Source organism: Sphingobacterium sp. KH_072 (genome assembly GCF_057837975.1).
In genome coordinates, this window is record NZ_CM174457.1 from 3,017,367 (window position 1) to 3,036,867 (window position 19,501).

At 42.6% G+C, this 19,501-nt stretch carries 15 protein-coding genes; 8 read left to right on the forward strand and 7 right to left on the reverse strand.

The features are described from left to right. Positions 1 to 9 precede the first annotated feature (9 nt). Together AC3IRT_RS13565 and AC3IRT_RS13570 are read right to left on the reverse strand one after the other, a co-directional pair. Positions 10 to 2,463, reverse strand: coding sequence for a glycoside hydrolase family 95 protein (locus tag AC3IRT_RS13565; RefSeq protein WP_489393750.1), 2,454 nt, complete (start codon positions 2,461 to 2,463; stop codon positions 10 to 12). 136 nt (positions 2,464 to 2,599) lie between these two features. Beyond that, positions 2,600 to 3,463 (reverse strand): AraC family transcriptional regulator, encoded by an 864-nt coding sequence (locus AC3IRT_RS13570; protein ID WP_489393751.1) that lies wholly within the window; start codon positions 3,461 to 3,463, stop codon positions 2,600 to 2,602. 270 nt (positions 3,464 to 3,733) lie between these two features. On the opposite strand from AC3IRT_RS13570, the gene AC3IRT_RS13575 reads away from it, so the two are divergent. Both AC3IRT_RS13575 and AC3IRT_RS13580 read left to right on the forward strand, forming a co-directional pair. Beyond that, entirely contained in the window at positions 3,734 to 4,678 is a 945-nt protein-coding gene (locus AC3IRT_RS13575) for a zinc-binding alcohol dehydrogenase family protein (RefSeq protein ID WP_489393752.1), read from the forward strand. 7 nt (positions 4,679 to 4,685) lie between these two features. Then, positions 4,686 to 6,104 (forward strand): tagaturonate reductase, encoded by a 1,419-nt coding sequence (locus AC3IRT_RS13580; protein WP_489393753.1) that lies wholly within the window; start codon positions 4,686 to 4,688, stop codon positions 6,102 to 6,104. A gap of 88 nt (positions 6,105 to 6,192) precedes the next feature. Here AC3IRT_RS13580 and AC3IRT_RS13585 read toward each other — a convergent pair whose 3' ends face one another. The 4 genes from AC3IRT_RS13585 to AC3IRT_RS13600 all read right to left on the reverse strand — a co-directional run bounded on the left by AC3IRT_RS13585 (position 6,193) and on the right by AC3IRT_RS13600 (position 11,263). Continuing rightward, positions 6,193 to 6,462, reverse strand: coding sequence for a hypothetical protein (locus AC3IRT_RS13585; RefSeq protein ID WP_489393754.1), 270 nt, complete (start codon positions 6,460 to 6,462; stop codon positions 6,193 to 6,195). Between the two features lie 135 nt (positions 6,463 to 6,597). Beyond that, entirely contained in the window at positions 6,598 to 8,289 is a 1,692-nt protein-coding gene (gene asnB, locus AC3IRT_RS13590; protein WP_489393755.1) for an asparagine synthase B, read from the reverse strand. Between the two features lie 170 nt (positions 8,290 to 8,459). Beyond that, positions 8,460 to 10,298, reverse strand: a complete 1,839-nt coding sequence (locus tag AC3IRT_RS13595; RefSeq protein ID WP_489393756.1) for a UbiD family decarboxylase — start codon at positions 10,296 to 10,298, stop codon at positions 8,460 to 8,462. Between the two features lie 101 nt (positions 10,299 to 10,399). Next, the gene (locus AC3IRT_RS13600) at positions 10,400 to 11,263 is read right to left on the reverse strand and encodes an SDR family oxidoreductase (RefSeq protein WP_489393757.1); all 864 of its coding nucleotides are present in this window, start codon (positions 11,261 to 11,263) and stop codon (positions 10,400 to 10,402) included. Between the two features lie 209 nt (positions 11,264 to 11,472). Here AC3IRT_RS13600 and AC3IRT_RS13605 point away from each other — a divergent pair, with 209 nt between their 5' ends. Further along, complete coding sequence (locus AC3IRT_RS13605; RefSeq protein ID WP_489393758.1) at positions 11,473 to 12,747, forward strand: deoxyribodipyrimidine photo-lyase; 1,275 nt, start codon at positions 11,473 to 11,475, stop codon at positions 12,745 to 12,747. A gap of 63 nt (positions 12,748 to 12,810) precedes the next feature. Here AC3IRT_RS13605 and AC3IRT_RS13610 read toward each other — a convergent pair whose 3' ends face one another. Beyond that, positions 12,811 to 14,613, reverse strand: a complete 1,803-nt coding sequence (locus tag AC3IRT_RS13610; protein WP_489393759.1) for a chloride channel protein — start codon at positions 14,611 to 14,613, stop codon at positions 12,811 to 12,813. A gap of 134 nt (positions 14,614 to 14,747) precedes the next feature. On the opposite strand from AC3IRT_RS13610, the gene AC3IRT_RS13615 reads away from it, so the two are divergent. The 5 genes from AC3IRT_RS13615 to AC3IRT_RS13635 all read left to right on the forward strand — a co-directional run bounded on the left by AC3IRT_RS13615 (position 14,748) and on the right by AC3IRT_RS13635 (position 19,404). Then, a complete protein-coding gene (locus tag AC3IRT_RS13615) occupies positions 14,748 to 15,590 on the forward strand; it encodes a methylated-DNA--[protein]-cysteine S-methyltransferase (RefSeq protein ID WP_489393760.1) in 843 nt (280 codons plus the stop codon). Continuing rightward, complete coding sequence (locus tag AC3IRT_RS13620; RefSeq protein WP_489393761.1) at positions 15,566 to 16,165, forward strand: alpha-ketoglutarate-dependent dioxygenase AlkB family protein; 600 nt, start codon at positions 15,566 to 15,568, stop codon at positions 16,163 to 16,165. Before AC3IRT_RS13615 ends, AC3IRT_RS13620 begins: the two co-directional genes overlap by 25 nt. Positions 16,166 to 16,252: 87 nt before the next feature. Further along, a complete protein-coding gene (locus AC3IRT_RS13625; protein WP_489393762.1) occupies positions 16,253 to 18,097 on the forward strand; it encodes a mechanosensitive ion channel family protein in 1,845 nt (614 codons plus the stop codon). Positions 18,098 to 18,108: 11 nt separating this feature from the next. After that, entirely contained in the window at positions 18,109 to 18,672 is a 564-nt protein-coding gene (locus tag AC3IRT_RS13630; protein ID WP_489393763.1) for a Crp/Fnr family transcriptional regulator, read from the forward strand. A gap of 54 nt (positions 18,673 to 18,726) precedes the next feature. After that, positions 18,727 to 19,404 carry a superoxide dismutase gene (locus AC3IRT_RS13635; protein ID WP_489393764.1) on the forward strand — a complete coding sequence of 226 codons (678 nt, stop codon included), beginning with the start codon at positions 18,727 to 18,729 and terminating at the stop codon, positions 19,402 to 19,404. Positions 19,405 to 19,501: the final 97 nt, after the last annotated feature.

Sequence of the window (19,501 nt, forward strand, 5' to 3'; positions counted from 1 at the left end):
CTTTGTATGCTATTCAGTGCGCTTACTCTTTTTAATTTGGTAGACTTTATTGGGAGTTGTTGGAAATTCATATACAAAGTAATCTTGGTCTTTGCGGATTACTGGATTGACACCTTTGATCTTGATCGGTGTGGCGCTGCGCAGTATGCAAGATTCTCCAGCCAAAGAGGTTACTTTTCCGGACTCAAGTTTACCCTTCTTCCACTTCAGATCTAGTTCAAAATTTCCTCTGGCTCTAATACCAGTCACCTGGCCAGCATTCCAAGCAGCAGGTAAAGCGGGCAACAAATGTATTTCTCCTAAATGGCTTTGCATGATCATCTCCATCATGCCAGCTGAAGCGCCAAAATTGCCGTCAATTTGAAAAGGTGGATGTGCATCAAAAAAGTTAGGATATGTACCCCCAGTTCCTTGATCATTCGGGTCGCAATAACGAAGAATCTCTCGCACCATTTTATGAGCATGATCTCCTTCCAGCAGTCGCGCAGCAAAATTGATTTTCCATGCCTTGCTCCATCCAGTTCCTTCATCGCCACGAAGTGCAAATGACTTGGAAGCAGCGGCCGCTAAATCTGGCGTGGTGAGTGGTGAAATATCAATGCCCGGATGCACGCCGTACAAGTGTGACAAGTGCCGATGATGCGGATCTTCCTCTACATATTCCTCGGCCCACTCTAGCAATTGACCTCGGTTGCCAATTTTGTAAGGATACAATTTCGCAATTTTCTTGATCAGCGTATCTCTAAACGCTTGATCCACTTGTAAGATTTCGGAGGCAGTAATCACGTTGCGAAATAAATCTCTGATGATAGCCATATCCATGGTAGTTCCCTCCGACACCGCAACGCGCTTTCCTTCGTAGATAAACAAATTTTCAGGCGTGGTAGACGGTGAAGTAATCAGCAAGCCATCTTTCTCAATCATCCAATCCACACAGAAAAGTGCCGCCTCTTTCATAATAGGATACGCCTGATCTTTCAAGAAGTCTTTATCCATAGAAAACGCATATCGTTCCCAAAGATGTCTAGATAACCAAGCGCCACCCATGTACCAGTTAGCCCATAGCGGATCTCCATCGCCCACATTACCAACAGCATTACTCAAAGCCCAAATATCAGAATTATGATGTGCGACCCAACCTCTTGCTTTATAATATTCCTGCGCAGTTAGTGTTCCAGTCATTGATAGGTATTGGATAAACTTGAGCAGCGGTGTATGTAATTCAGATAAATTACCGACCTCAGCCGGCCAATAATTCATTTGTGTGTTGATATTGATGGTAAAATTGGAACTCCATGGCGCTCTCAATTCTTTGTTCCATATGCCCTGCAAATTCGCTGGTGTTCCGCCATCTCTAGAAGAGGAAATCAACAAATAACGACCGTATTGAAGAAAGAAGGCTTCTAATTCCAGATCATTATTTCCTTGGCTATACCGCTTAAGCCTAGCATCAGATGGCATATTGGATAAATTTCCTTCCGTTTTGTCCGAAGTAAGGGTAAACACAAACCGGTCAAAAAGATTGCGGTAATCTTGCGTATGTTCTTTCTTTAAAGAGCCGTACCGCACTTTTAGGGCTTCACTTAGGTATTTAGCGGTTAATGCTTTTTCATCTTTCCCGTCACGATCCGGACATTTATCAAATCCATTAAAACTTGTTGCAGCAGTAAAATACACGACTACTTCAGATGCATCTATGATCTGTATACCGTCGCTCGTGCTTGTCACCTTCCCATCTGTAGAAGCTACGTGAAGCTGGCTATTAAAGCGCATACCGTTACAACCATCGGTATCTTCCCATACAATAGGGTTTCTTCCTTCCTGATTATAATAGGATGGGTCGACTCGTGCTGGAGCTTTCCCCGAAAAGGAAAGATTATTAGAATCGGTAGCAGCTGCTTCGCCTCTAAGCTGACTAGATAGTGCGAAATGCAGATTCAACATTTTTGCTTTGTCGGATTTGATCCGTATGGCCAATACATTAGCTGGGTTGGAGACAAAAATCTCCCGTTCGTAGCGCACTCCGTCTTTCTTATAGTTCACGGTGGAGATGGCATTGCCTATATCCAAGTTTCTAGCATAATCTTCCACTTCACCCTGACCAATGAAGTGTTGTTTGATGTGAAGATCTCCTAATGGCAAAAAAGATTCAGAATAATGTCCCTGCATTTTTTTCATTAAGTCATTTGCCAAGGAGAAATTCTTAGCCGCCAGTGCTTCGCGGATCGGTTGCAAATACTGATGGGCATCTGGATTCACATTATTCTTTCTTGGTCCACCAGACCACAATGACCCCTCATTAAGTTGTATGATTTCATCATTTACTTTTCCGAAAACCATGGCTCCAATTTTTCCATTACCAATAGGAAGTGCTTCAACCCAATGTTCAGCAGGTGCATCATACCATAGCATATTGGCGGTTTGCGAGAAACTAAACAGGCTAGTTAGCAAGAAGGGAATCATACAAAAGATGTATTTTGTAATGCTGGTTCGCGAAAAGTTAGTACATATCATATTTTCAAATGTTGATGATCTCCTTTTACGATTAGGTATTCGGAGAACGATTTATGGATTGGTAGTCTCGTTTTTTTTATCCTATTTATTGCAGATAAGCTTTTTGATATTGCACGGGCGTTTTTCCCTTTATGTTTTTGAAAAACAGGTGAAAGCTCACAAAATTATTAAACCCCACTTCATAGCAGATTTCTTTCACACTTAAATGCCCTTCGATAAGCAATCGACACGCATTGCCAATGCGTATTTCGTTAATAAATGTAGAATAGGTTTTTCCCGTTTTGGCCTTAAAAAATTTGCAAAATGCGCCACGGCTCATTTTTGCTACTTCGGCTATATCGTCTAGATTCACTCGACTGTGGTAGTGGTTTAAGGTGAAATTAAAGATGGCCTGCATGCGATCCATTTCAGACTTAACCAGCTGATTATTAAAACCCTCTGATGCAAGGTGTTTTTTTGCAGCACTTTCAGAAATCAGTAGCAGTGCATCCATCAGATTAAGGATCTTTCTACTGTCGGATCCTAGTGCAATCGCTTCTATCACCTTGGTGATGCGGCCTTCGTTTAGCGTTTCTATTTGTATACCTCGTTTAGATGCTTCCAGCACAAGTTGAAGCGCCCGATTTTCAGGTAATTCTAGAAATTCTTCGCCCCAGATATTATTGAAATGCACCACAACCACTTCCAATGGCTCGCTATCGATATCTTTAAAATATTTGTCTGCATATTGCCAATAATGTGGCAAATTGCTACCCACTAAAATGACATTACCCGCCTTAAATGGCCGCACATCATCCCCGATAAATTGCGTACCACTGCCCTTTTTTACATAAATTAATTCTAATTCTGCGTGATAATGCCAGATGTTGTTTACATCTGGAGTTTTATCGATCCTAACGTTAAAAGAACGCACGGAATTAGACGCTAATTTTAAGAGAAATGGTTTCATTAGGTTTATAGCATTTTATCAAAAATAATTTATTCGCCCATAATACGAATATCCGAAAGCATAAATGACAAAATCATTTAATAATAGGACAATTACATGAAATTTTATCGGTAGGGATTGCCATTATTTTGTGTCAACAATGTTATTTATACCTAGCATAAGCTAATCATTACCCTCAATATGACAAAAATGAAATATCTCGTTTGCGAAAAACCTTATAAATTGTTAACCTGTGATAAGCCCATACCCCAACCTGCCCTGGGTGAATCCTTGCTAAAGATTAAACTGGCCGGAATATGCGGCACCGATATTCATGCGTATGAGGGCACACAGCCATTCTTTGATTATCCGAGAATATTAGGACATGAACTTTGCGCAGAATATATACAGGGCGCTAAATCCGATGTCGTTGCGGGAGATCGCGTTACAGTGATCCCCTATTTTCATTGTGGTACGTGCATCGCTTGCTCCCGTGGCCACACGAATTGTTGTGTGAAGATTCAGGTATTTGGGGTGCATATAGATGGCGGATTTAGCGAATACATCGTCGTCAAAGACGAGTATATTGTAGCGGGCAAAGGATTATCTGCCACCGAATTAGTAATTGTAGAACCACTAGCGATAGCTGCCCATGCCATTGGTAGGGCAAATGTGACCAATCAAGATATCGTTTTGATTATGGGTGTTGGACCAATCGGATCTGGACTAATCAATTTTGCTAAAATAGCCGGAGCACAACAGATTATCGCGATGGACACGAATACCAATAGGTTACAATACGCCAAGCATATACTTGAAGTGGATGCTACTGTAAATCCAAAAGACGAGGACGTGATGACATCGCTTAAAAGAATTACGAATGGAGATATGCCGACGGTTGTACTAGATGCCACCGGGAATCACAAAGTGTTGGAAGAGGCTTTTTCGTACATTGCTCATGGAGGTCGATATGTGATGGTGGGTATTCAGAAGAACAGTTTAAGTTTTAGTCACCCCGAGTTCCATAAGCGTGAAGCGACGCTGATGAGTAGTCGGAATGCCACTATACAGGATTTTAACTTTGTAATCGATTGTCTGCAAAAAGGGAAGGTCACTGTACGGGACTATATAACCCATCACCTACCGTTCCATACGATTGAGTTGGATTTCGAATCGCTTCGAAACGCAAATACGAATGTTTTGAAGGCTGTGATTGATTTTGATAATACCAAGTAAGCGAATTATGGAAAACCTAACACGCCAAGTGGCCGGCAAACCTTCCCTTCCGATCAAGGTTCTTCAATTTGGATCTGGAAATTTTCTACGCGGATTTGCCGAGTATATTATTGATGTATTAAATGACTATGGATACAATGCTGGAGTTGCCGTTGTAAAAAATCGTCCCGGTCTGAGCATGCTTGATATGCAGAAGCAGGAAGGTATTTTCACGTTATTCACAGAAGGGGTCAAAAATGGTGAAGTATCTCAGCACCAGAGAATCATAACTTGCATCCAGAAATTGGTCAATCCGTACGATAATTATGAGGATTATCTAAATCTGGCGACCGAACCGGAGTTGAAGTTGGTCGTATCAAACACGACCGAATCTGGCATTTTTTTCGATCCATCTGATGCTCATCTGGAAGCTGTTGCGCACCAAAGTTTTGCCGCGAAACTTACGGCATTATTCTACAGAAGATTTAAATGGTGCAAAGGTGATCCAAGCAAAGGTTTGTGTGTGCTACCCTGCGAATTGATAGAAAACAATGGATTAGTACTTCGTGAGATCGTCTTACAATATGTTTCCTTGTGGCAATTGGAGGAGGATTTTAAAGTCTGGCTATTAGAGCATTCAAAGTTTTACAATACGCTGGTAGATCGTATTGTATCAGGATATCCGAAGGAAAATGAAGAGAAGTATACAACACAATTGAATTATACCGATAGCCTAATCACGATCTGCGAGCCTTATTTATTTTGGGCGATTGAAGGCGATGCCTCTCTAACAGATCATTTTCCTTTTCATCATTTTGGAGATGATGTTATTCTTGTTGACGACCTGACTCCCTATCGCATGCGCAAAGTACGAATCTTGAATGGCGCGCATACCATCATGGCGCAGATCGGTCGGTTAAAAAGTCTTGAAACTGTTGGAGACTGCATGCGGGACACCTTTACCGAAAACTTTATCCTGAAAGCAATTACGGAGGAAATATTACCAACGCTGTCGCTTCCCACATCAATAAGTAAGCAATATACTGCTGAAGTGCTTGATAGATTTAAAAATCCCTATCTGCAACATTATTTAGTAGATATCGCACAAAACACCATCTTAAAATTCAAAACACGTTTATTACCTATCATAGCCGATTACATCGGGATGTACAATACCTACCCGAAACATCTCCTATTTGCCTTGGCGGCAATGATCTATCTGAGAAAACAAGAGTGGGATAGTTGGCTATCGTCTTCAGAGATAGAAGAACCTAATAAGAGTAACTTCATAGAAAGCAACGATTACAAGGCCCTAGTTTCCTTGTTTTTATTGCGCCACGAATTTTCAGATCCCACATTTTCAGAAGACAACTTTTTGACACCACTAGGTAAAGTACTTGAGTTGCTTGATATTTATGGTATGGAAGATAGCTACACTAAATTGTAACGGATGTGTTTTTTAGGGCACATCATTCACAGACATATTTAAATGAAACCTCACTAATCGTATCTCCGTAAATTAGTTTTAAGAACATTCAAATTACGTCGTCATTATGATCAATATGTAAAATCATTGCTAATGCTTTGTTACTCACTTTAGCAAGATCTTTAGGAAAGCTATTTTTACTGGTTAATGTGTTCGAGCAATAGGCCAAAAGCATACTGGTTGAGACTAAATCGCCTTTCGCTTTAATAAAGTCGTAGAGTACTTTTCTCAATAACGTTAAATCAGGCGGATCCAATGTAATCGCCACTTTATTATTTGTCAGATAGTGCTCTATAATTTTCTCTGATTCATTATTCATTTTCAAATATAGAAAATATTTTAACAAAAAATATCTTCTAAAGGAAAATTATATTTAATTCACTCCGCACTGGATAAAAAAAAACAAGCGCCGCGGCGCTTGTTCATTCATTTATAAGGTAATATCAGATTAGGATTATACTATTTCTTGTGCTGGAGTTTTGGAATAGCTATCATTATGTACGTTAGCTACCGCGCGACCAGACGGGTCATTCACATTTTGAAAAGAGGCATCCCACGCCAATGCTTCAGGCGTACTACAAGCGACTGATTTTACAGAAGGTACGGTACGAGCAGCAGCTTCCGAAGGGAAATGCGATTCAAAGATGGTACGGTAATAAAATTCTTCTTTATTCTTTGGCGTATTGATCGGGAAACGGCTAGCAGCAGCAGCGAATGCTTCATCACTCACATTTGATTCTGCCTGCGCCTTTAAGGTATCAATCCAGCTATAACCAACACCATCCGAAAATTGTTCTTTTTGTCTCCAAGCTATACTTTCTGGCAGATAGTCTTCAAATGCTTTACGTACCACCCATTTCTCCATGCGGCCATCTTTGATCATTTTATCCGCAGGATTGATCCGCATCGCTACATCCATAAACTCTTTATCTAGAAATGGAACACGACCTTCTACTCCCCAGGCAGCTAAAGATTTGTTAGCCCGCAAACAATCATATAAGTACAGTTTTTTGAGCTTGCGTACGGTTTCTTCATGGAATTCCTGCGCATTAGGAGCTTTATGAAAATATAAGTATCCACCAAAAAGCTCATCAGAACCTTCTCCTGAAAGCACCATTTTGATACCCATCGATTTGATCACGCGTGCTAGCAAATACATCGGTGTAGATGCTCTAATCGTGGTCACATCATACGTTTCCAAATGATAAATCACGTCGCGTACAGCATCCAAACCTTCTTGGATGGTGAAGTTGATCTCATGGTGAATCGTACCAATGTGGTCAGCAGCTTTCTTGGCAGCGATCAAATCTGGCGCACCATCTAAACCAACAGCGAAAGAATGCAGACGTGGATACCAAGCCTCTTCCGCATCATCAGATTCTACACGCTTGGAAGCGTATTTTTTGGTGATCGCTGCAATTACCGAAGAATCCAAACCGCCAGAAAGCAATACACCATAAGGCACATCCGACATCAATTGGCGGTGTACAGCATCTTCTAGTGCTTGTTTCAATTCATCGATATCCGTTTCATTTTCTTTGACCGTGTCGTACGATTCCCAATCTTTGGTATACCAGCGTTGTGGCGTATTGCTTTCTGCGCTATAGATATAATGTCCCGGAGGAAACTGCTCTATCTTGGTACAAAAACCTTCTAAAGACTTCAACTCGGATGCGATAAATAATTGCTCATCCTCATCATATCCATAATACAGCGGAATAATGCCCATGTGATCACGCGCGATCAAAAAGCTATCGTTGCGAGCGTCGTATAATGCAAATCCAAAAATCCCATTGAGCTCCGCCAAGAAAGAAGCGCCATGCTGCAAATACAAAGCTAAGATCACTTCCGAGTCGGACTGCGTAGCAAATGGATAATCGGGCAAGGTAGCACGTAACTCTCGGTGATTGTAAATCTCACCATTCACCGCTAACACCACCTGCTTGTCTTCGCTGTACAAAGGCTGACTGCCCGATTGTGGATCCACAATCGCTAAGCGCTCATGCGCCAACAGCGCTTTCGAAGAACTAAATATACCAGACCAATCTGGTCCTCTATGGCGTATACGTTTAGACATTTCTAAGACCTGCGGTCTCAGAGTCTCTTCTGAATTTTTTATGTCAAATGCTGCAATAATCCCGCACATACTATTTTAAATTTTAATCGAATACAATCTTTTGTCAATACTCTTTAACAAAGAAACAGATTAAAAAATTAAATTCATAACATTTTTGGCTTTTTATTGAATAATTTACAACATAAATACTAAGTGTTTAATCAGATCGTATCATTTACTGAAAATACTTGAAACAAATATCAAATTACACCATGCAATGATCCCCCTTTCGCACCGAGTTGGTCTACTTTGCGCTCTACTGCAGGATCTTTGATTAATGCGGGTGCATGATGTGATTTGGTACGTGCGTCGATAATAAGCGCTCCGTTACAGCCCCAATGTTTGAATCGCGTAAAAGCATCTACACCATAAATATCATGTGAAGGATTGCTACGCGTAAAGGCAACCCAAACAAAATTGGCTGGCGTCTCTGCGGTAAAACCCGCATCGTCTGCTAGTACAATTAATCGAATTCCATTTAGTAGCTCTGAATTAATTGCTTTAGACCAACTATCTATTTTTTGTTGGTCGGATTCGTAATTTTCAAAATCACTACCTTCCACGACCAATACACCTGGCAGCGCCATTTTTGCACGTCCAAATGGGTGCGGAAAATCTAATCCGGCCGGGATCTCGGTCGCTAACGTGTATTTAGGCGATCCGACTGCCGCAAATACCACTTTAGAACCCGCATTCAATCCGTCGCCCGAATAATCCAGCGTATCAATGGTGGTATTGGTCTGAAAATGCACATCCCTATCCCACTCGATCCGTTCCAAAATATGGCTTAGATAACCGACCACATCGTGGATATCCAGCTGCGGATTGTCTTCAAAAGAGGAAATGAATAAATACTTGGCAAGACTCAGTTGATTTTTGCCTAAGATCTGATTGGCAATGGTTAACAGTTCTTGTGGCCGTTCCACTTGTTGATACGGCGTATACCTTTCGCTACCGATAGCAAATAATAAGGGATGTACCCCTGCAGCATCGACCGCATGTACCGCATGCAAACCATTAATCTCCATCGGAATGGCAGCCCCGGTAATTTCATGAATCAGCGCACCAAAACTCGTATCTTCTTGCGGCGGTCGCCCGACGACCGTAAATGACCAGATCGGGTTTTTACGGTGATATACGCGATGCACTTTCATCAGTGGAAATGGGTGCGTTAAAGAATAATATCCGATATGATCTCCAAATGGACCTTCTGGTTTGTTTTCATTAGGATATACCGTACCAGTAATCACAAAATCTGCATCAGACGAAATGCAAAATCCCTCCTCGTCGTAGAAATACCGAAATCTTCTATTCCCTAATGCGCCCGCAAAGATGGTTTCTGACAAACCTTCTGGCAGTGGCATCACCGCAGAAAGCGGATGTGATGGTGGTCCGCCGACAAATATAGATACTTTGAGTGGCCGACCCAATGCATTTGCTTTGGTCTGGTGCACGCCGATTCCACGATGCAATTGATAATGTAGACCAATTTCTTGATCGGCGATATACTCATTGCCAGAAAGCTGAATACGATACATACCCAGATTAGCATTCATGATGCCCGGACGATCGGCATCTTCCGTGTATACTTGTGGCATCGTGACAAATGCACCGCCGTCCATCGGCCAATTGACGATTTGTGGTAATGCGGAAATCGTCGTGCGACCATGCAGAATCGGAGCATTCGATTTCTTTCTCCATGGCAATGCTCCTAGGGCGGCCATCGCCGATCCAGCGTAGTAGAAAGGTTTTTTGACGACCGACATCGGATCCATCTTCACATCTACCAACTTTTTTACGTTAGCTAATGAGTCGCGAAACATAAATTTGGATCGTTCTAGCGTACCAAATAAGTTAGATACTGCCGGGAACTGACTTCCTTTTATGCGCTCAAAATAGATCGCAGGACCACCCGCATCGTACACTCGCATGTGTATTGCGGCCATTTCTAAATAAGGATCTACTTCTTCTTTGATTCTTATTAGATGACCATGTTGTTCTAAATCGGCAACACATGCTGCTAAACTTTTGTATCCCATATCATATTGTTTGTAGCTAGCACAAAAATAGCAGGATAATCAGCGCCTTCTTAAAAAACTAAAAAAAATACTCTCCGCAGATTTGGCCGGCTGGACGTCATTTACTGATCTTGCAGTATTGCCTCTTCAATCGGTGTAAAGCAAAAGGATACGCGCTTAGCCCAGGCAGAGTTGTCGAGCGGGTACTCGTAGCGAAACATCCGCTTAATTTCTAAATGATCTTCCTGCTGTAGCTTTCTCTTACGCTGGAAGAATATGGAATAAATAAAATGTGGCACCGCCACACCGATGTTGTTGACTTTATTAAGGTTTTTATAGAGACGAAATAATTCTCGCACGCTCATTTTTTGAACGCCCCCCAATTCCAGCACTTGATTAATAAAATCTTTCTGCCAGTCAATCGTCCTTATCCAGCGCAACACATCCAAAGCTGCAATTGGCCTAAATTCCACATTAGCCATCGCTTCATCATACCACACGTATTTCTCGGTCATTAATTGCCTGAAATACCGATCGGCCAAGCTGTGTTTCCCTAAGGCAATATTGGCAATGACGATGGTATAATCAATCTGATAATCGACAAATAATTGCTGGATATAACGGATATACTCCTGATCGACCAAACGTGCGAAATATACTACACGATTGCATTTGTTCGTTTTCAAGAGCGTAATAAAATTTTTCAAGCGGGTAAGTTCCACCTGTAAACTTACTTGATCGTCGAGGTTGGATGACGGGGCAAAACAAATCCCCACTCCTAAGTTAGCAACGGCACAATCGGTGTAAGCGTGTTCTTTTCGCAATAAATCGACAGACAGCAAAGTGGCGGTCACTGGTTCAAAACCAGTTGCCTCAAACAGTTTGGCATCCCGGATAAGGCCATATACCTGGCAATCATCTGAGGCCAAATTACTTGCTGCCCGCCTCCCCAAATAGCTATTAAGTCCACTGATAAGCATACTCATACTTTGATTTTAATAGTGTTCTTAAAGAACTTTATAAGTAGAATTAATTTCAAGATTAGAACACGTGCGTTGAATGATTTGTTTTGCTGTTGCCAGCTTCACGAATTTATACGTACTGACCAATGTCTAAATCGTGTCAAATATAAGACCTCTAATGCGATTGCGCTCGTGAAAACTTATATTTGTGATTGGTACGATTCACATAATTTATGGATAAAAAGAGAGTTGTTCTTGTTTGGTTCAGGAATGATTTGCGTTTACACGACAATGAGATTCTACTCGAAGCAGTCCAGAAAGCCGATTTGGTGATCCCAGTATATTGCTTCGACCCTCGTTACTACAGCACTAATAAATATGGCGCAAAGAACACGGGGATCTTGCGTGCGCAATTTATCCAGGAAACGGTGCAATCTTTCAAACAAAGCCTTCGAAGCTTGCATGGGGATCTCATGACCTACTATGGTTATCCAGAAGAAATCATACCACGTTTGGCGGCCAAGTACGACGCAGATGAAGTGTATCACCACCGGGAAGTGGCACAGCGTGAAACACAGATTTCGGAGAAAGTAGAGTCTGCCTTGTGGCAATCCAGCCGCATCAATCTAAAGCATTTCATCGGGCATACGATGTACCATAAGGAGGATCTTCCTTTTCCGGTACGCGATATTCCTGATTCCTTTGCCCTATTCAAAAAGAAAGTCGAGCGCGAGAGCCAAGTAAGGCCAACCCTTCCAGAGATTGAAGAGATCGTGACTCCAGCGCATTTAGAAGTTACGGAAATCCCCACATTGGCCGATTTAGGGTTTTCAGAAGAGGAAATTGCGTCTGCCAAACAAAAACAATTGATCGGCGGCGAAAAGCATGGGTTGAATAATCTGGATTTGATTCTGAACGATTCGTACAAAGGCTTTCATGACTTTACGCTTTTATCGCCTTATATGGCTTCTGGGGCTTTGTCGCCCATATTGGTATACCACCGCTTGCATGCAGCGATGACGCCGACCAATAAAAAGCGATTAGAACGCAGAACAGCACGTCTTTTTTGGCGAGATTATTATCGCTTTATGCTCAAGAAATATCCTAATGTATATTTCAAATTACAGGGACATCAAGGCAAGCCTCAGGAAAACACAGCTGCAACAATCGATTTGGACTGGAAATCAGGAAATACCGGTCAGCCTTTTATAGATGAAGCGATCCATATCCTGCGAAGTACAGGCAATTTGCCATCGGAAGCGCGAACAGTATTGGCTCTTTACTTACTGCAAGAAACTAACAATACGTGGCTAGAAAATGCTTCTTTCTTTGAAGAGCATCTATTGGATTATAACCCGGCTACTACCTACGGCATTTGGTCACATATTGCCGGAGTGGGTACGAGCAAAAAAGACAATCTTTCTGGTATTCGTTGGCAAGATGCGCTGTCTAAGCATTACCCGAAGGGATTACTATACGAAGAAAATTCTAGTAAAGTGACGTCGTAGCGAATGGGCGTCCGACGGTATGACTTTGTGAGATTACCCTAATCTCACAAAATCACCATCTATTTAGCGGTCAAAGTACGAAGCTTGTCGCACGAGCAATGCACGGTATTTATTGAATACCGCAGATTTGGACACAAAGCCTTGATAATAGCCATCGGCATCTAATACGGGCAATATCCACACATCTTCGCGGTTCATCTTTTGCATCACCAGCTCCATATTCGCATCGAGAGATACCGTATCAATTGGTTTTTCGGCTAACTCGGCCATCGTCTTTTTCAATCCTTCTGGCTGTTCGCCGAGCAGAATTTCTAACAAACGCTCACTGTAGATCACGCCTAAAAACTTGCCACCTTCGCCTACTACTGGAAAAATATTGCGCTTGGTATGGATGATATCATGGCTTCTATCCTGCGGGAACTCATCTGGACGTAGTATGGTAAAATTATTCTCCAACACATAGCGCAGCTTCATCATGCTGAGCACCGTACGATCCTTGTCTTCGTGACTAATTAAATCACCTTGCTCGGCCAATCCTTTCGTATAGATCGAGTGCTTGAGCACCACACGATTGATGAAATATGCAATCGCCGTAACTAACATCAAAGGTACCATCAGGGCATAACCACCGGTGATTTCGGCAATCAGGAAGATGGCTGTTAATGGTGCGTGCATCATGCCAGCGAGGGCTCCAGCCATTCCGGCCACGGTAAAATTGGCAATATTGAGATCAACCATTCCCGTCAGGTTCAAACCGTAGGAAAAGGCAAAACCTAACAAGCCGCCGACCACCAAACTCGGGCCAAACACACCGCCATTACCACCTCCATTTAAGGTAATTAGTGCAGCAAATGACTTGGCAAAAACGGTACACAAGGCAAATATCACAACCATGATACCGGTATGGCTGTATTCGGCGAATATGCTATTTTGCAACATGGCCGTATGATTGCCGTCGAGAATTTGCTGAATCGCCAAATAACCTTCACCATACAGTGCCGGAAAAATAAATATTAAAACACCCAGACTTATCCCACTAATCCAGACCTTGCGATACGGATTATGTACTTTATTGTACTGCAAACGCAGCCAACCTGCGAGCTTAGCAAAATAGATGGAGAAACCACCTACGATAAAGGCCAGCAGGATATAAAAAAATAAGGCGCTAAAGACCCAATCGTCGGTAACCAAGTGAAATAGGGGTTCGCTATAAATGGAACGAGAAATCACGGCTGCCGTCGCAGTAGAGATCAATAAAGGAATAAACACAGGAATCGAAAACTCTGGAAGTAGGATTTCGATGGCGAAAATCATGCCTGCTACCGGACTATTAAATGCACCAGAAATACCAGCTGCCGCACCACAGGCAAGTAATAAGGTGACTTCGCGATAACTCAGACCAAAGAAGCGGCCCATATTTGACCCAATCGCCGCGCCCGAATACGCAATCGGCGCTTCGAGACCAGATGAGCCGCCAAAACCGACCGTAATGGCACTAGTGACAATCTGCGAATAAATATTATGTGGCTCAATCTTACTGGAATTGCGGGAGATCGCATACATAATCGGCGTCATCCCGTGCCCTAATTCTTTCTTACGGATGAATCTTCGTACATACACCACACTGAGAAGAATACCCACGAGTGGAAAAAGTAAATAAACATAATACTTATATTGCGAGCGCACCTCGTCTTGCAAAAATGCAGCGATACCGTGCGTCATCCCTTTCAGCAATGCCGCCGCCAACCCACCAACAATTCCCACCAGCAACGCGACCAGTATTAAAAAATTTCTGTTCGAAATTTTCTGCATACGCCATTTGTTGAGTTGATCGATGAAGCGGTAGAGCTTGGTGGATATATTCATTATTATTGATGGGAATGGATAACGTAGTAAAGTAATTCTCTGCAAAATTAGGGATTGTGTTTGGAATTCAGCAAATTTCGGATTTTATTTACGTGCTATGTTTCGGAACTTTGAATAATAGATACAACAAGGACATGGAAAATTTGACCGCAGTGAATTATAAACGCATTGAAAAGGCAATTGCTTTCATTAGTGATAATTTTGGCAAGCAGCCCAGTTTGGAAGAAATTGCGGAGCAAGTGCACCTGAGTCCTTTTCATTTTCAACGGCTTTTCGCCGAATGGGCCGGCACCACGCCGAAACGATTCTTGCAATACATCAGCATGGGGTACGCCAAAGAATTATTGAGCAAAGAGCGCGCGACTTTATGGGAAGCGACCGAAGCCACTGGTTTATCCAGCACCAGCCGTTTGCACGATCTGTTCATACAATTGGAAGGGATGACGCCTGCAGAATACAAACATGGCGGCAAAAATTTATTGATTGAATACCAGGTGAACACCACCCCATTTGGAGAAGTGCTGATCGCAAATACAAGCAAAGGCATTTGCCATTTAAGTTTTATAGTGAAAGATGCAGACTCAGATCTACAGCGGTTAATCGACAAGTTTCCGCAAGCTACCTTTACCGCGCGACGGAATGATATGCAGGCGAAAGCACTTCGCATTTTTCAGCAAGACTGGACAGATATGCCGCAAATCAAGCTGCATCTGAAGGGCACGGATTTTCAGCTCAAAGTGTGGCAATGCTTGTTGGAAATACCGACAGGATCATTATGCAGCTACGGAAATATTGCTCATGATATCGGAACGCCATTAGCGCACAGAGCGGTAGGCACAGCAATCGGAAGAAATCCAATTGCGTTTTTAATACCTTGCCACCGAGTCATTCAGACCACGGGCGGCATTGGCGGATATATGTGGGGAACAAACAGAAAAAAAGCAATCATCGGATGGGAAGCAGCGCAAAACCAATAGAATATTTACCAAAAGACGGCAGTAGTGTGTATTATGGTGTGATCTGTAATCAACAAGAAGCAGATGACTTTTTAGAAGAACTGCTCAACCATATCGCGTGGAAAAACGACGAGGCCGTGATCTTTGGTAAGCATATCATCACCAAGAGAAAAGTAGCTTGGTATGGCGATCAAGCCTTTGATTACACTTATTCGAACACCACAAAACGCGCCTTAAATTGGACACCAGCACTACTAAAAATCAAACATCAAGTAGAACAACTAACCGGTGAAACGTTTAATTCCTGCCTGTTGAATCTGTATCACGATGGTAGCGAGGGCATGGCTTGGCATAGCGATGGCGAATCTGAATTGAAGAAGCATGGTGCTATTGCATCCGTTAGTTTTGGCGCGCAGCGCAAATTCTGTTTTAAGCACAAGGAATCCAAAGAAAGGATCGACATTCAACTAGAACATGGCAGCTTGCTGGTGATGTCTGGCACCACACAGCAGCATTGGTTGCACCGACTTCCACCAACTAAAAAAGTAGACAGTCCACGGGTGAATCTGACTTTCAGAACCATGGTACAGCGCTAAACAAATCTGTGCTGGCCTGTGCCGAATGTCTGAAATATTGTACTTTTATGGCAGAATCCAGCGTTCACCATTCGGCATATACCTTATATGACAACTATTACCAAAATTTTTATTGTTTTTCTTTTCTCTTTTTGCTCTGCGATAGCATACGGATTTCAGCAGCCAACTCAAGACACGTTGCAATCTCGTGCCGATACCGTGACGGCGATCAATCAACGTTCGGTGGATCTGATGCAGCTTATGGAACAACAACGACGCGATTCGGTAAAACGCTTGGCGCTCGAAAACCAATTGCTCAGTTTGCAATTGAACGATCGGCAAGAAAACCAGCGTTTGGTGGCAGAATTGCGCGTGCTGCAAAGTCGGGATTCGATTTTATTGGCTCGTCGGAAACAAAAAGTAGATTCGCTCAAGCTACTTAACGATGGCGTACCGGTCATTCCATTTAGAGACACTATTTTTAGAATCTACACCAGCTTGGGTAGTTATACAGCCAAAGATCGTGCTTCGGCGATTGAAGAGCGCATTCGAAATTTGGCATCCAATCTCGATTTCCAAGTAGATTCACTACGCGCTTGGGAAAATGAAAACAATTGGATCATCGCATGGAATGACCAAATGATTATCAGCTTTAATGATCAAGATGCACTATGGACGAATATTGATATCGCTTCGTTGGCTGCACTGAAATTGCAGGACATTAAAACCACTATTAGTAAGCACCGAGAAGAGACGAGTCTAAAAAACCTGCTGATCTCCCTCTCACGAGCAGCGCTCATCATTACGGTATTGTCGCTACTCGTGATCGGCATGAGCCGTCTGGCGACTTGGACACGGCGAAAACTGATCGTTAATCGTGGGAAAAGATTACAGGGCGTTCAGGTCCGTGGCTATCAGCTCATATCTCCCGCACGGCAAGTGCGCATCATATGGATCATTATCATGGCTATGAAGTGGATCTTGATTCTTACCGCGATCTATTTAGCGCTGCCGATGATGCTCAATCTATTTCCGAGCACGCGCGGTTACACACCGGTGTTGCTAGGTTATTTCCTAAATCCGCTGCGCGATATCGGCGCATCGATCGTAGCGTATTTCCCCAATCTCATTACGATCATTGTGATCTGCATTGTATTTCGCTATGCGCTCAAAGTATTGAAATTCTTTGCTGGCGAATTGCGTACTGGCGCACTGCATATCCCCGGTTTTTTCCCGGATTGGGCATTGCCCACCTATCATATTTTACGCGTATTGCTACTAGCTTTTCTGATGATCGTGATCTTCCCCTATTTACCAGGATCAGATTCTTCGATTTTCAAGGGTGTATCGGTTTTTATTGGTGTGCTTTTCACCTTCAGCTCCGCGGGTGCCTTAGGCAATATCGTCGCCGGATTGGTTCTTACTTATATGCGATCATTCTCGCTGGGCGACCGCGTAAAAATTGGTGATATTAGTGGTGATATCATCGAGAAATCATTGCTTGTTACGCGCATTCGCACGACCAAAAATGAGGTTATTTCTGTACCAAACTCACAGGTCATGAATAGCCATACGATCAACTACAGTGCAGATTCGCAAGAAAAAGGATTGATTATACACACCAATTTGACCATGTCGTACGAAACACGCTGGCAGATGGTTCATCAATTGGCTATCAAAGCTGCGCTGCAAGTGGAATTTATTGAGGCCGAGCCTTCACCATTTGTACTGCAAAACAGTTTGGATGATTTTTATATTACCTATCAAATTAATGCCTATACCAAGCATCCAAATAAACAAGCGCAGATCTATTCGGAATTGCACAAAAGCCTGATGGATGTATTTCACGATGCCGATATTGAATTGCTTTCGCCGCATTATAACGCGATAAGAGATGGGAATAAGCGCGATATACCGGATGATTTTATCACAAAAGACGACAAGCTAAAATAAATTAAATCACGATGAATAGCCTGACGCTTTTACTAGGAAAGATCCACCCTTTGCCGCCAGATTCCGTAGCACGACTGGAAGAGAAGATTAGTTTAATCAAGCTCAAAAAAGGACATGTATTGATGCGAGCCGACCGACTAGAGCCTTTTCTCTACTTAATCAAACACGGAATGGTGCGCGCCTATGCCGAATCCGAAAAGGGCGAGATTACGTTCTGGTTTGGTCAGGAGGGCGAAGCGGTGCTATCGATGGTGAGCTATGTAATGGATATACCAAGTTATGAAAACATCGCGCTGATCGAAGATTGCGAACTCTATCAAATTAAGAAAGCAGACTTGCAGCATCTTTACAAACAAGATATTCATTGGGCCAACTGGGGAAGGAAGTTAGCAGAATACGAATTACTGAAAGCGGAGCGCCGCGCCATATCAAGAGAGCTTCTCTCTGCTACTCAGCGTTATAATGCCTTGCTATCCGAACACCCGAAACTGATACAGCGAATTCCTCTAAAATTTATAGCCTCCTATTTGGGCGTTACACAAGTAAGTTTGAGCAGAATTCGTAAAGGAAATTAGGGATCTTCTATAAAACTATCCCTATCTTTATTTGTTGAATAACAAAACTAGAACATGATGAAATTTTTTAAAGCAACATTTTTGATATCTGCTTTGGTATTGGGCCAGGCAGCCATAGCACAATTCAAACAAGCACCACTTCCTTATGCTTACAATGCATTGGAACGCGCAGTAGATGCGGAAACCATGGAAATCCATTACTCTAAGCATGGTGCAGCATATACCGCCAATTTAAACAAAGCGGTAGCAGGTACTTCAATGGAGAAAGAAAGCCTAGAAAAAATTCTTGCCAAAGTATCTTCTGGTACTGCGGCTCTTCGTAATAATGCAGGTGGACACTACAACCACGAGTTGTTTTGGACGATCTTGACTCCAACTAAAGATACAAAACCATCTGCTGCATTAGCGAAAGCGATCAATGCTGAATTTGGATCAATTGATAAATTGAAAGAGCAACTAAATAAAGCCGGTGCTGATCGTTTTGGATCGGGATGGGCTTGGTTGGCAGTAGATAGCCAAGGTAAATTATTTGTTTCTTCGACCGCTAATCAAGACAATCCATTGATGGATAATGCAGAAAAATGGGGAACACCAATTTTGGGCATCGACGTATGGGAACATGCGTACTACTTGAAGTATCAAAACAAGAGAGCAGATTATTTGAGCGCATTTTGGACAATTGTGAACTGGCCAGAGGTTAGTCGTCGTTACGAAGCTGCGATTAAGAAGTAATTTTTTGCGACATTATTACTGTTCGCGAATAAAGGTAGGGCTTGTTTTCAAAATGAGAAAAACAAGCCCTATTAGTTTTAACCAATTTGCCTGCGGC

Coding starts and splice junctions, on each gene's coding strand:
- AC3IRT_RS13565 (WP_489393750.1), bottom strand. CDS start 2,463: ATGATTCCCTTCTTGCTAACTAGCCTGTTTAGTTTCTCGCAAACCGCC.
- AC3IRT_RS13570 (WP_489393751.1), bottom strand. CDS start 3,463: ATGAAACCATTTCTCTTAAAATTAGCGTCTAATTCCGTGCGTTCTTTT.
- AC3IRT_RS13580 (WP_489393753.1), top strand. CDS start 4,686: ATGGAAAACCTAACACGCCAAGTGGCCGGCAAACCTTCCCTTCCGATC.
- AC3IRT_RS13585 (WP_489393754.1), bottom strand. CDS start 6,462: ATGAATAATGAATCAGAGAAAATTATAGAGCACTATCTGACAAATAAT.
- asnB (WP_489393755.1), bottom strand. CDS start 8,289: ATGTGCGGGATTATTGCAGCATTTGACATAAAAAATTCAGAAGAGACT.
- AC3IRT_RS13595 (WP_489393756.1), bottom strand. CDS start 10,298: ATGGGATACAAAAGTTTAGCAGCATGTGTTGCCGATTTAGAACAACAT.
- AC3IRT_RS13600 (WP_489393757.1), bottom strand. CDS start 11,263: ATGAGTATGCTTATCAGTGGACTTAATAGCTATTTGGGGAGGCGGGCA.
- AC3IRT_RS13605 (WP_489393758.1), top strand. CDS start 11,473: ATGGATAAAAAGAGAGTTGTTCTTGTTTGGTTCAGGAATGATTTGCGT.
- AC3IRT_RS13610 (WP_489393759.1), bottom strand. CDS start 14,613: ATGAATATATCCACCAAGCTCTACCGCTTCATCGATCAACTCAACAAA.
- AC3IRT_RS13615 (WP_489393760.1), top strand. CDS start 14,748: ATGGAAAATTTGACCGCAGTGAATTATAAACGCATTGAAAAGGCAATT.
- AC3IRT_RS13620 (WP_489393761.1), top strand. CDS start 15,566: ATGGGAAGCAGCGCAAAACCAATAGAATATTTACCAAAAGACGGCAGT.
- AC3IRT_RS13625 (WP_489393762.1), top strand. CDS start 16,253: ATGACAACTATTACCAAAATTTTTATTGTTTTTCTTTTCTCTTTTTGC.
- AC3IRT_RS13630 (WP_489393763.1), top strand. CDS start 18,109: ATGAATAGCCTGACGCTTTTACTAGGAAAGATCCACCCTTTGCCGCCA.
- AC3IRT_RS13635 (WP_489393764.1), top strand. CDS start 18,727: ATGATGAAATTTTTTAAAGCAACATTTTTGATATCTGCTTTGGTATTG.